Raw genomic sequence first — 13,575 nt, forward strand, 5'->3', positions numbered from 1 at the left:
CAGCTAAGCCATCAAAACAATGAAGAAGATATTTGACCTTACTTATCGTTTATGCGTTCTTTTTAGTCTGCTCCTGGTGCAGAAAGCTAACAGCCAGGTGCAGCTCAGCGCTGCTAATACATCCGGTAATTACACGGCACCGGTCAGCATTATGCTGTTGCCTGGCTTTTCTACGGCTGCCGGACAGACTTTCAGCGCCCTGATCGTTCCGGGGCTGAATTGTAACCCGTTGACGGTACAACCGAGTGCGAACCGCAACTTTGTGATGGAATATACGGCCAGGGATAGCAATATTACCAACCCGGACGCGACCACGCTAACCAACTGCGCGATGCTGCGTACCGTGCAATACTTTGACGGTTTGGGAAGACCGCTGCAAACGGTACAGATACGCGGAAGCAAGAATGGTGATCAGGATGTGGTACAACCCATGCTGTATGACCAGTATGGGCGGCAACCCTTACAATACCTGCCTTATGTAACCGCATCATCCGCTGCGGGTGCATTTCACATGGAAGCACTGAACCCGCAAGGGAACTACAACACCAGCGGCCAGAAGCAGTTCTATCTTCCGGTATCCGGGCAGAATTACAAGGATATGGCCACGCCGTATGCGGCGAGCGTATATGAAGCATCTCCCCTTAACCGGCTTACACAACAGGGCGCTCCGGGGGATGCCTGGCAGCCGGGTAGCCGGACAGCGACCAGTGGCCGCACGGTGATATCGGAATGGGACGTCAATAATACCGATCCAATAACCACTATTGCCACAACGCGCTATGCCGCCCTTTGGAAAGCGACGGTGACCTCCACGCAGGCGATCAATTTGAGCAGGGCCGCAGGTACGGGAGGTGTGTATGATGCCGGACAATTAACGGTAAGTATCATCAAGGATGAAAACTGGACTTCTGGTCGATTAAATTCAGTAGAAGAATTCAAGGACAAGGAAGGACGTGTGGTTCTTAAAAGAACTTTTGTGGATAACGCAGGCACCACGAAAGCACTATCAACCTACTACGTATATGATGACAGGGGATTGCTGGCCTATGTACTGCCACCGAAGGCCGATGCGGATAATGCAGCCAGCCTCAGCCAAACGCAACTGGATGAATGGTGTTACCAGTACCGTTATGACGAAAGGGGCAGGATGACGCAGAAAAAATTGCCGGGAAAGGGGTGGGAATATATGGTTTATAACAAATTAAACCAAATTGTGCTTTACCAGGACGCCTATCTTAGAGCAAACAACCAGTGGACTGTAACCAAATACGATGCTTTAGGGCGAATAACCGTCACCGGCATATGGAACGCCGGAAGCAACATCGCGCTAAGTACCTTGCAAAGTAATATCTATGCTTCTTCACAATACGATACACCGGACGGATCGGCTGTTACAGGTTATACGAATGTTTGTTATCCGACCAATCCTTTAACCATTCTAACCGTCAATTTTTACGATAGCTATACCTTTAGAGGGAGTAATCCTTATCCCTTAGCAACTGCAAGCGCGGTGACTAAGGGAAAGCAAACAGGCGCTTTAGTAAATGTCATAGGTACGTCTGCCATGTTGCAAACGGTGATCTACTATGATGATATGGGTCGGGTGACCAATACCTATAGCCAGCATTATTATAACGGAACCGCCAGCGTGAACAATTACGACGAAATGCGTTTCAGTCATGCTTTCTCGGGTGATATTCAAAAGACGGTTCGGACGCATTACATTAACGGAGCAGGTAACGTAAAGCAAACAGGGGTGGTAGTGACCAATACCTATACCTATGATCATCTTGGACGTAAATTGGATATCAAACAACGAACAGGCACCGCAACCTCGCCCGAAGTATTGATCGCTCGAAACGAGTACAACGATATCGGACAGTTGTACAAAAAGTACGTGCATTCGGAAAACGATGGAAGTACATTTTTGCAAACCACCGCATATGCTTACAACGAGCGGGGCTGGCTGAAGAAGATCAATGACCCGGCAAGTGCTCCGCCCTCTGATAACAGCAAGCTGTTCAGCATGGAGTTGAAATACAACGATGGCAACAATGCGCAGTTTAACGGAAATATTGCTAATCAGGTATTTGTCAACACGGGAACAAGCACCGAAGCTACGCAGACCTTCAGTTACCAGTATGACGCGCTCAACAGGCTGACTAGCGGCATTTCTACAGGGGCTGCCGTAGCGGCCAATAATATGTCGGAAAACAATATCACTTATGACGAACTCGGCAATATCAGGACATTGACACGAGATGGCAATGCATACGGCTACAGTTATGTGATGAATGGTACGGTGGAAAGCAGCAGGCTGAAATCGGTTAGCGGCTTAACCGCCGGAGATTACCAGTATGATGTAAACGGTAACATGACAACCGACGCGCGGAATGGCACCACCTTACAATATAACTTGCTTAACTTACCAACAAGCGTCACCAAAACGGGCGTTAACCTGAACTATGTATACAACGCCGGCGGACAAAAGATCAGGAAAGTGAGCAATGTAACGGGTACCACGGATTATATTGGGGGGATAGTTTACAACTCGATCAGTAATGTTTACCGGATCGATTATATTCAAACCGAAGAAGGCCGTGCGGTCAAAAACAACGACGGCACTTACCGATACCAATATGATCTGAAAGATCAGCTGGGAAACGTACGTTTGACCTTACAGAAAAACAGCACGACAGGTAAAGCGGACAGGGTGCAGTCGGATAATTATTATGCCTTCGGTTTAAGAAAATCGATCAGCCCTATACCTTCATCGCCAAATAAGTATCTTTATAATGGGAAAGAGTTACAGGAGGAAACTGGTGACTATGATTATGGCGCAAGGCACTATGACCCGGTAATCGCAAGGTGGACAGCTATTGATCCGATGGCGGAGACGTATCGCAGGTGGGCACCTTATAACTACGTAATGAATAACCCCATAAGATTTATAGATCCGGATGGAATGGATGTATACTCAGATAGTCAAAACTATGACAAGGAGAATCACGAGAAATGGAATCAGCAGATTCAAGATATGAATGGTGTATGGCATACAATAAGTGAGGATGATTTGATAGCAACTGATTTTAGTTTCTCAAAAAGTGATAATCAAGATACAGAAGAAGCCAATGAGAATGATTGCTGTCCTGCTCAAGGTCGTGAAACGACCAAAAGAGATAATGTGAGAACTTCAGTCAATCTAAACTTGAACATAAGACTTCAATCAGGGGACTCTAAACTAAAAGATAGAGTCGTGAATTTACTAAACGGCACTGGAACAGCATATGGAGTTTTGAATGAAATTAATCCAAAAAGGTTTAAATTTGGAACTACAATTGAAATCTCTCAACTGCTAGTTAATCTCGCTGCTGCGAACAGTAAAGAAGATCGATTAAATATTATAAAAGACTACATAGTTGAAAAGGGAATTACTTCTTACGTAGGAGGCACACCTTGGGCAATTGCAAATATAGTTTATGGCTATTATAATAATACATCCTCTGGATTGCTTGAAATGACGAGAGCATATTACTATGAAAGTAACAGAGCTTCAACATTATCCGATAATTATGAGTATGGTTCTTTCATGTATGAAAATTATCATCGACAGGCAAAGCACTATAGTGATTTGTATCATACTTATTTAGTACGTTATCTGCAATCTATTAGACAATGAAAAAAATAAAAGTATATATTCTATACATCCTTACAGCTACCAGTATTATTTCGTGCACCCAGGATCGAAGTAAGTCATTAATTGCCTACAAAAATCAGGATTTATCAAATAAAATTGACCATTTGCTGAAGGAAGGGAAAAGTGAAGTTGCTATGAAACTCATAAATGATAGTCTGAAAAAAGAGCCATCGGGATATTTACTATTTCAAAAAGGAACTATATTTTTATACGATATGAGGTTATCCGAAGCAAAAGCATCTTTTGAAAAGGCCTATGAAGCCGGATTTGACACTAATAATTCAAAAAAAATGATAAGTTTTTGTGATACTTTAATAAGCGATGGTAAAAGATATAAATAGAGGATTGTGTTATTTATTGTTTTTTAATGCTATCAGTTTTTACATTGTTCAAAAGTTACCTTGGAAGTCAACTCTAATTACTGAACATGGAACCGTAACCATAAGTTTTAGCATAATACTTTTAGTCTACTGGACTTTTTTAGATTTCTGTGAGAGGTTTTTGGGCCTGCCAAGTATTGTAAACATGTACGCCCTACCGTTATTACTGTGTTTTCACCTTTTTCTTGAAATAATTCTTCATAAGAAAATAATATTTCTCGCGGCAAACTGCGAGAAATATTATGGTAAGATGGCATATCCAACAGCCGCAATTCTATCTATTATAAGCCTCATGTATGTGTTTCTCCAATAATTCTCTCCACTAGCCTCAGTTTGTTACTGCGTCCTATAATATCGCTGACGCGTTGTATGTACCGGCCAATGGCGATTTTGTAAGTTTCATGGCAACTGATTATGTGTCCGATCAGTCAGTCGCAGATAAACTACAGCAGGCAATGGACGAAGGAGGAAGTCTTCGAGCACAAATCTTGGGTGTCAGCTACGACGCGGCACGGACGTTGGCAGACGTACTGCTCTTCAGTGATGAAAATTATCTTGCCGCGTACCCAGGAGAGTAATTGTCGAAAGCTAGGATAGTCCTATAAATCTCAGAATTTAAAAGCCCTGTTACACAATTGTCTCAGGGCTTTTAATTTGATGAAAATTGTGAAGTCGATGTGTGGTGGTATTAGCTATGACGGGTGAACGTATAACTTATACCCATCTTTGCAGTGCTCAACTTTTGCATGTACGTGAAGCCGCGATTTACCGGCAGCGCTTTCAGTTGTGACTGTCCAAGCGCCGGATTGAGTCTGACACGCTCAGATACTAATGCTCGATCCAAGTAATCAGCGTATTCTTGCATCATCACCTTCCTGTCGTCCAAATATTCTGCTCGATCATAAGCGCGATCTACAGAATCTTTAGGCACGTGCGCTAATTGGCGATCAGCAATATCATGTGTGTATTTAAGTTTTTCCTTTAGGACACCTAACGCCAGTGCCCGAAAGCCGTGGCCTGTCATAAGACCGCAGTAGCCAAGACGTTTTACCGCTACTAGAACGGTGCCTTTTGCCATTGGTGAACGAGGCTTGTAAACGCCAGCAAAAACGTGTTCCCTTTTACCTGTTACCGTGTGAAGCTCCTTTAGTATCTCGATGGCTTGCCGCGAGAGGGGAACCATGTGTTCCTGTTTCATCTTCATACGCTCTGCAGGAATAATCCACATGGCCTCCTCAAAATTGATTTCCAACCATTTAGCATCGATCATTTCTGAAGTACGGACGAACGTGAGCATCATAAATTTGAGCGCCAGGTAGGTTTGCCTGTGGAGCTTCGCTTTATTCTCATAGATGTCGAACAGGAACTTAGGCAGCACTTCGAGTTTAATGGACTTAAAGCGGCCTTTCTTGTATTTTCTGAGAGCGTGTTTTAAATCGGCTGTTACATCCTCTTTGGCGCGTTTGGTCGTCTTAGCGTAAAGGAAAATGTGGCTAATGATCTGCTTAATGCGCCTTGCCATCTCGGGGGCGGTTACTTCGATTTCTTTAAGGCAATTTAAAACCTTTATTGAGCAGATCTCGCTGATAGGGTAGTAGCCCAAATGCGGGAAAATATATTTTTCAATGCGGTGTAGGATGGTTGCAGCATAGCGGGGCTGCCATTGCGCTTTATTCACCTCGTACCATTCCAGAGCGATTTCCTTAAAGGTTGTATTCGCCTTGATACGGGCTGCAATCTTTTCGTCTTTGCGCTGGATGATAGGGTCGATGCCGGACTTAACGAGGCGGCTGATACGGCTTCTTTCCTCACGGGCAAAGGCGAGGGTGGTTTCCGGATATTCGCCAAGGGTCATGAGTTTCTCTTTCCCGTGGATTCGAAAGCGCAGCCGCCAGTACTTACAGCCGGATGGCAGGACTTCCAGGAAAAGGCCTTTGCTATCGAGCAGTTTAAAGCGGGTGTTGTGGGGTTTGGCAGTACGGCAGAGCATATCATTGAGCATCTTTTTAAGTTCCTCTTAAAAAAGAAGTTTTTAAGGATATGCGGAACATGAATATGGCAAGCAAGAAATGTTCCGCATTTGTTCCCGAAAATTCGCTTAATGTGGGATAATCACAGATAATCAGTGAGGGGCTTTAGATACACAAAAACCCAACGTTTCGTTGGGTTTTTATTGTCGTATCAATAACAAATAAGCTTTATTATGATGCCAAAATCACTGCATTGGCTCCTCGAGCAGGTGCTCATTTTGCTTATTTAAGTTCTTGATATTTCTTTAGAACCCTCATGGCTATCGCGATTTTGTTCCGCAATTAATACAGGGTAATGCATTAATGTACATTAAACTCAATCGGTTAGCACATTTTATCAACACATGCTTTAAATTGCAAGGAAAACCTCGTTTCGCTAGCAATCATCTTGGTTTCGCAACAGTACCCGCCTTAGTCAGGTGTTAATCAGAAGCAATGCCAATCGTCAGATAAGTATATGAGTCAAATCGAAGAGAACTCTTCTTTAATTGAGAACCATCGACGATATTTTAAAATACATATTATCTTTTCGATTTCAGAACTTTAACGGCACTGTCAATTTTGTCGAGTTGCCGCATACATCTATAATGAGCAATAGACATCAGCAGTCTATAAAATATAACAAAAATAAATAGTCGACTAAAGTGCATAAGGTAGGGCGAAACGACAATAAATAATGATATACCTAAGTTCATCTCAATAGAAGGGACGTGATCATACGACCACCCTTTGTAAAAAATAAGACTTAAAACTATGGCAGAAATTAGAAATAAAATGGATGGGTAGGCTGGATGGATTGGCTTATCGCTAGCCTTGGTAAAACCCCTAATGAAGACTACTAAATTATATATAAAGCCAAAATTAAGAACCCAGATCGCCGTGTTAAACGTACGGATGTCAACTGACGATTGGTAGCCGCTGAGAACTAACAGTATCAAGCTAAAGTAAAACGAATTAAGAAAAATCGAACGATAGCCCAATGTGAAATTGAAAGCATTTTGTGATCGGGCTCGAATCTGTTCGATGTTATTTAAAAGTGCTTGGTAATGTTGATTGTAAATATTGCTAAAATCATATTTTCCCTCAATCTTCAAAACAAATTCTGAACTTTTAATTAAACCAATTTTTCTTGTAATTACCGGCCTAACATTTACTTCTAGTTTAGAAATTTCATTATCAATGATTGACCGGAATTCCCGCGATCCCGCATAAGCAAAATTGAAAGCCGAGAATAAACTAATTAGGCTGCTTAAATTTGTAAGTTCCAATTCGTATTGTAGGTTTAGGTTGTTGTGGTTCTAAGCGTGCTCCGGGAGCGGATAAGGTCTGCAATCATCAAAACTGCGATCAAAGGCATTGTTTAGCTTTTTCCAAGGATCCGGGTTGTGGAAACTGCAAATCGCTACGCGACTTTCGGTTAACTTCTCGGTGGTTTCCATTCTCAGAGCCTTTTTATCATTCAATGCAAAAAAGATATCATTTTCAAAGACGTCTCTTATGTTTTGTCGAAACTGACTATTAGCTAAACGAATCTGTATTAGATGAGAATATTGATCGTTGAGAAGTTCAAATAGCGGAATTAGATTATTATTTTCTTTCCGCAACACCATTTTTAGCTGGCCGTCACGTCTAAAAAAATTTATAATTTCAGCTGGCAAGCTCGGATGCTTGTTAATTATATCACCATTTAGAGAGTCATCGTAAATTTTGACTTCATTATTTGCATATTTAAAAATCCGCGATATCACGATGGCTGCATTTTCGGGTTTTGAATTTTCAAATGTCAATGGGCTTCGGTTTGCTGCTAACGTTTCTACGGCAGTTAAATAGTCATTTATAACAATTTCGTCGGTCATATCTTTATCCTCATATTAAAGTTACCCAAATTGTAACACGATGTAACGTTTGTGGAAAACTTTTTGACGTCTATTTATTAAGAAGTTTAATTCTAATAATCAGTATTTTACGTTGCAGCTATTTAAAAGTTTCAAATTAAATAAAAATTCCTTGACCAAAACACTTTGTAGTAAATCGTTCCTGCGAACTTCAATGACCCTGCGCTTATAAAATGAATGTTATTGCTACCCGTTAGCTAGCCAATATTTTAAGATTCCAATGACGAACTAAGACACATATACGCTTTTTTACTTTTGTTTTTTAAAGTCGCACGTTTTCCGTCTTCACTGTAATCAATATAATCTATGTCACTTATTAATACAGATCGATCACCTATGTCTAATGACAAACCTAGAAACAGTTCCGTATTACGGTTAACGACTGGAATAGCTAACGTGTAAGGAGGTGAAGGCAATTGCAGTCCACCAAATTGCTCGTTGTTGCCCCTAAATACCTCCAGTCCGTTTGGTATATCAACAACATTCTTTTTTCCCTCAATTAAATTAACGATTTGTGTCGCTTTTTGCTGATTAACTGGGGAATCATCTGCTTGTGCGCCAGCGAAGGAAACGTTAAAGTATCTTTCAATTATTTGCAGATGTTTATAATATTCCAGCATAGATGCTAAATACGTATCATTCTCCAAAATTGGGTTAGTAATGATAGAATTGCCACCATCCACATGCAGGACGGTTTTTTTTCCACTCAAATATGCCTGGATAGAACGTATTAATCGAATACATTGGGCTATTGGCGGATACTTTTTTGGGAAACCAATGCTAAAGGTTATATTGATTCCGTTTTTTTCTACAGATAAATTTATAGTTAAATCGAATCCAAAAACATTAATCTTAGCCTCAAACCGATCTTTAGCAATTGGATAAATTTGTACCTGTTGCTCTTCAATAGACAAATCATCTTCAGGAAAATCAACACTCACGATTTTATTTAGAGGCTGCCGAACTATATGAAGCGATTCAATGTTATCAAGATTAAGAGGCATCCGAAATTCATCAATAAAATGCTCAAGTTTAGTTAGATGCTTTTTATCAATTTTAATAGAGCGACTTCCACCTTTTTCAAACTTAAAAAATTCTTTGGCTGCGGTTTGAGTTACCGTAAAATTGATCTGATTAAGTACTGATTGATCGGGTTTATAAAGGGATGTTAACTTAGGGCTTCCATTTGCATATTTGATCAAAGAATCATACTTATAAAAACTCACATAGCGGTTAAATGTGTCCTGGCTAACGTCATTATTCTCTAAATCAGATGCAATGTTCAGTTTCAATTCCGAGTGAAGTTCATTTAAGAACTCCTCTATGGTAACGTTTACATAGGTAACATGACGCTGTTGTAACTTACGAACTTTAAGGTCACTCCAATTTGGGGCGATTAAGAACCGCTCTTTTCGGTTTTGTCCGACCACCTTATCAATTTCATCTAACCATGACCATAAATTCTCATCTTCAAATCCGTATCCCATGAATAGTAGAGTTTGATTAGCAAGCACGTTTCGAATTGAAGTCCAAAATGGTGTCCGGTCATCAAGACGGATAAAAGAAGAATAGTCATTTGATGTTAGGATGACTTTGTTCACGGAAATTAAATCACCATGAACTTTGAAAATGTTAGGTAAGTTTCTCGTCGCACACATTAAGTCATCATCATTACGAAGAATGTTGCACCGACCAGCATAGCTATTTTCTATTAGTGAATCGTAATTCGTGGTCAGAATATTCTTAATGTGCGGAACGCGGCTAAGCAGATCATGATTATCGGTCGCTGACGCCGGCCTTGTAAACTCTCTAAGTAGTATTTTATTCAATTCATTTCTTGAACCATTTCTGAAAGCTACAAAATCATCTGCAACCGCTCGTAAAGAATTTCCTTGTGACAATTGCTGCCTTTCTTTAGTTGACAGTTCGTTCTTCAATATATCACACAGTTGCATTCCACTTGGGTAGCCTGCGTAAAGCGACATGCCTGCACCTGCCCAAACGGCTACTTCTTCTTTCCTGATAAGCTTAAATATATGGGAAGTAGTCATTCACCTAATATCATAAATAATCAATAAAATTAAAATGTTAAAACTGATTGTTGGTAATTATACAAACACAAACAAACACAACACCAGACCCCCTACAGCGTCTTTCGTAACATACTAATTTATTTAGTAATTAAATAATTTTCGTTTATATTGGATTATGTGTACTAAAGCAGTTTCCATCAACATTCGGAGCATGTCTGAACGCTTAAAGTTCTGTTTGTTACGCCGACATCTACGCCTATCATAAATAAGATTGACGGAGCTAAGGACTCATTGCTGACCGACTATTAGACAATCGTCTTAGCCAAATTACGTTTGCAAGCACCGTGTAAATGTTTTTAAGCAGCGCCGGACGCTGCAATCCATTGACCGAAACAATTGTTCAGATGCTTTTGGCTCGAGTTTAAGAAGCCTTCAATTACCCTTTGACAACGCAAATTTATACCGCTTCGGCAGCCAAGGCCGTGCAAAGTGCCGCTTAAAAAATCTCCACACCTGCGGGTAGTATTTTTTGCGTCAGCCTTGTCAGCCAGCCCCACGCGCAAATTTTATAGCGCCTGTCAAAGGGCAAATGAGGCTTCCTCAAATGACTTTGATCAAAATCATTTTTTAAACAATTAAATAACAAAGTCATGGAATTTAACAGCGCAAACGGCACAGCCGAAAAAAACGAAAGAACAGCAATTGCAGTAAAAACTGAACCGGCTAAAAACGGTCAGGCCTCAACTAAAGTAAAAGCAGGCGAGGGCAAGAATAACAACCCTGCAACCGCAGAAGCCAAACCTGAAAAGCAGGAAGAAAAACCAATCGTAACACCCGAGCCGGTTGTATTAACGCTCGATGCCAAACTAAAAATGGTTGATGACCTGCACCGCAAAAGTGTACAGCGTTTAAATCTTTTATCCCGCCTGAACCAGTTGGAATCCTTTGAAGTGACATTGCTTCAGGAAAGTGATGAATTAGAGGATAATCCTTACCAGGGCTGCAAACTCATCATTCGCGATGACAAACACCGCGAGTTTATGACCACCACACCTGGTTTGATCCGTCTGGTGTCACAGTTTATCTACACCTCTTGCCAGGCCAAGCTGAAAGAAATTGAAGAATCCATCAATTTCCCGGCGCTTTAAGCCGGTTTCAGCCACCGCAAATGCGGTGGCTATTTGTTACATAGAAATTTTGAAAGCTGCATACCATGGTATGACTATACACATGAGATATGTTTATTTCTTTTAATTGTACTTAATATGGCTAATAAATACCATCCTATACCCATTTAATCGGATATAACGCCATTTCACCGCATGCATATTCTTGCACGCGTTTATTTACATTTCTTGAGGTGATTTTATGCAGCAAGTCGTTAATGACGACCCCTTGTTCGACCGTAAAACAGCCGCAAAGTATCTGGGATTAACTAATCCCAATACCCTTGCTGTCTGGGATTGCACGAAAAGGTATGACCTTTCCCCAATTAAGGTCGGCGGCGCAATCCGGTACCGAAAATCAGCCTTGGATCGTTTTCTGTTCGAAGGTTTGAAAAAGAAGGTGTCCCGATGAATCTGGAACAGATCAACGCGCTCCCTCTTGACCTGCTGCATCAGAAATTCGGCGATGTGGCTTTCCGATATTTTGAGACTTCAACCGTTTGTGAACGAATACAGGCCTATCTTAAAGCTACCGGTGAAGACCATACCCTTGCCGATGTAATCCGGTGGGCAAGCAATATGTTCGCTCAGCCAGCCAGCGACAGTATCGCAATTGAAGGAAATGACGTTCAGGGAAACAAGGCACAGCTTGACTGGCGAATTGTCCGCGTAGAGCCGATAGAAGATATCGCTTTATTTCGATACTTAAAGTCGCGCGGGATATCGCCAAAGCTTGGCTCTCACTACCTCAAAGAAGTTTACCTACGGCACAACTCCACCCTTGATGCCATGTACACATTGGGCATTCCCAATGAGGATGGCGGATATGGCGTTATCAACCCTTTTCTGGAAGCCAATATCGGCCCACAAGCTATTTCGTTTGTCCGGGGCCATAAACCCAAAGCAAACAAAGTCCACATCTTCCATGATTTTATGGATATGCTATCAGCCTTCATCCGTTTTCCGCAGTTACGGGATAGCGGGGATAGTATCTGCCTTAATTCCCATCATCAAATCAATGACGCATTCGCCTATATCAAAGACTTCGGTTATACCAAACTGTATGACTGGACGAGCAATACCCTTGAAGGCAAGCAAGTATCCAAAAGGCTGAGAGCAGCTTCGATAGCCGAGCCTCAACTCAGGCACTTCCTGATGCATAAGATATATGCGCGTTACCGGACATTGAATGATTGGCATGTGGCAACGCTTGGGCCTTAACACACAGCTCACTTGCTCAAAAGTAAGCGGCTGATCCTATCCTGTACGGTTCAGGATTGATGGTTTTTACAAGAGATAACCGAAGCCGCTCACTCCACCAACTATTATTTTCCCCTGCCTCCGGCATTCCTCGCGAGGCAAAATAACAGCCGGTTCGTTCTCTTGAACTTCGGTTGCCGCATCTCTTGTAACCATCAACACCTTACAGGAAAGGATCAATCATGACAACTTTATCACCAAGCGAGCAAGGCCAAACCTTCTCCGTACCACGATTAGACGTTCATGACCTGGTAACACACATTATCATTGACCAACTAGAGCAGGGGATTGTTCCCTGGGAGAGACGCTGGATCAATGAAGATATTCTACCCTTCACAATTCCGTTCAACGGTACCACGGGCAATCGCTATAATGGTATCAATATCGTATTGCTTTGGTCGTCGGTAATCAAAAACAGGTATACCACGGATGAATGGGCCAGCTTTAAACAATGGCATATAAACGGCGAAATTATCCGCAAAGGCGAGAAGGGTAGCCTTGTCGTGTATTACGACACATTCGAAAAAGAAGTTGAGGGAGAAATTCAAAAGATCCCGTTTCTAAAAACGTCCTACGTTTTTAACCGGTGTCAGTTAGTAAGCTATGATGAAACACCACCGTTCATTAAAAAATACACAGGTTTAGTACCAACGTTTGAAAAGCGACTGGACGTTCAGCAATTCGTTGAGAACACCGGAGCTATCATTAAACATCATAATGGCGGCGCAAGCTACAATCGCGCTAACGATGAGATCTCAATGCCTTTTCCTGAACAGTTCGTCGATACGTTACAATGTACCGCAACTGAAAACTATATCGCAACGCTATTCCACGAATTAGTGCATTGGTCTGGTGCACCAAAACGATTGGATCGTATCAAAAGTGAGAAATTCGGTGATCAAAATTACGCTAATGAAGAGCTTGTTGCAGAATTCGGTTCAGCGTTCTTATGTGCCGGATTTGGCTTACGAACTGCCGAAAAAGCGGCTCATTCCGCTTATATTGAGAATTGGCTAAACGTACTAAAAGAAGATAACCGATGCATCTTCCGTGTTGCCAGTGCAGCATCGAAAGCTGCCGACTATTTGAACAGCTTACAACCTTAACTAAAAAT

General features: G+C 41.6%; 8 protein-coding genes. 5 read left to right on the forward strand and 3 right to left on the reverse strand.

Annotated features, from left to right (window positions below):
• The first annotated feature begins 19 nt into the window (after window positions 1–19).
• On the forward strand, window positions 20–3,679 hold the full coding sequence (locus tag CKK33_RS06430) for a DUF6443 domain-containing protein (protein WP_095703315.1): 3,660 nt from the start codon (window positions 20–22) through the stop codon (window positions 3,677–3,679).
• Window positions 3,676–4,038, forward strand: a complete 363-nt coding sequence (locus CKK33_RS06435) for a hypothetical protein (RefSeq protein WP_095703316.1) — start codon at window positions 3,676–3,678, stop codon at window positions 4,036–4,038. The genes CKK33_RS06430 and CKK33_RS06435 overlap by 4 nt, the downstream gene beginning before the upstream one ends.
• 727 nt (window positions 4,039–4,765) lie before the next feature.
• Here the strand turns inward: CKK33_RS06435 and CKK33_RS06445 are convergent.
• The 3 genes from CKK33_RS06445 to CKK33_RS06460 all read right to left on the reverse strand — a co-directional run bounded on the left by CKK33_RS06445 (window position 4,766) and on the right by CKK33_RS06460 (window position 10,053).
• Window positions 4,766–6,079 carry an integrase arm-type DNA-binding domain-containing protein gene (locus CKK33_RS06445; protein WP_095703318.1) on the reverse strand — a complete coding sequence of 438 codons (1,314 nt, stop codon included), beginning with the start codon at window positions 6,077–6,079 and terminating at the stop codon, window positions 4,766–4,768.
• A gap of 1,326 nt (window positions 6,080–7,405) precedes the next feature.
• Window positions 7,406–7,963, reverse strand: a complete 558-nt coding sequence (locus CKK33_RS06455; protein ID WP_095703320.1) for a hypothetical protein — start codon at window positions 7,961–7,963, stop codon at window positions 7,406–7,408.
• A gap of 248 nt (window positions 7,964–8,211) precedes the next feature.
• Window positions 8,212–10,053 carry an SIR2 family protein gene (locus CKK33_RS06460; RefSeq protein WP_095703321.1) on the reverse strand — a complete coding sequence of 614 codons (1,842 nt, stop codon included), beginning with the start codon at window positions 10,051–10,053 and terminating at the stop codon, window positions 8,212–8,214.
• A 632-nt stretch (window positions 10,054–10,685) separates the two neighbouring features.
• Between CKK33_RS06460 and CKK33_RS06465 the strand changes: the two genes are divergently transcribed.
• The 3 genes from CKK33_RS06465 (at window position 10,686) to CKK33_RS06480 (ending at window position 13,567) form a co-directional block, all read left to right on the forward strand.
• Window positions 10,686–11,183, forward strand: coding sequence for a hypothetical protein (locus tag CKK33_RS06465; RefSeq protein ID WP_095703322.1), 498 nt, complete (start codon window positions 10,686–10,688; stop codon window positions 11,181–11,183).
• Window positions 11,184–11,669: 486 nt separating this feature from the next.
• Entirely contained in the window at window positions 11,670–12,422 is a 753-nt protein-coding gene (locus CKK33_RS06475; RefSeq protein ID WP_143822909.1) for a hypothetical protein, read from the forward strand.
• A gap of 221 nt (window positions 12,423–12,643) precedes the next feature.
• Window positions 12,644–13,567, forward strand: coding sequence for an ArdC family protein (locus CKK33_RS06480; RefSeq protein ID WP_095703325.1), 924 nt, complete (start codon window positions 12,644–12,646; stop codon window positions 13,565–13,567).
• Window positions 13,568–13,575 lie beyond the last annotated feature (8 nt).

The sequence above is a fragment of the Mucilaginibacter sp. MD40 genome (assembly GCF_002288635.1).
In the GTDB taxonomy this organism is placed as follows: domain Bacteria; phylum Bacteroidota; class Bacteroidia; order Sphingobacteriales; family Sphingobacteriaceae; genus Mucilaginibacter.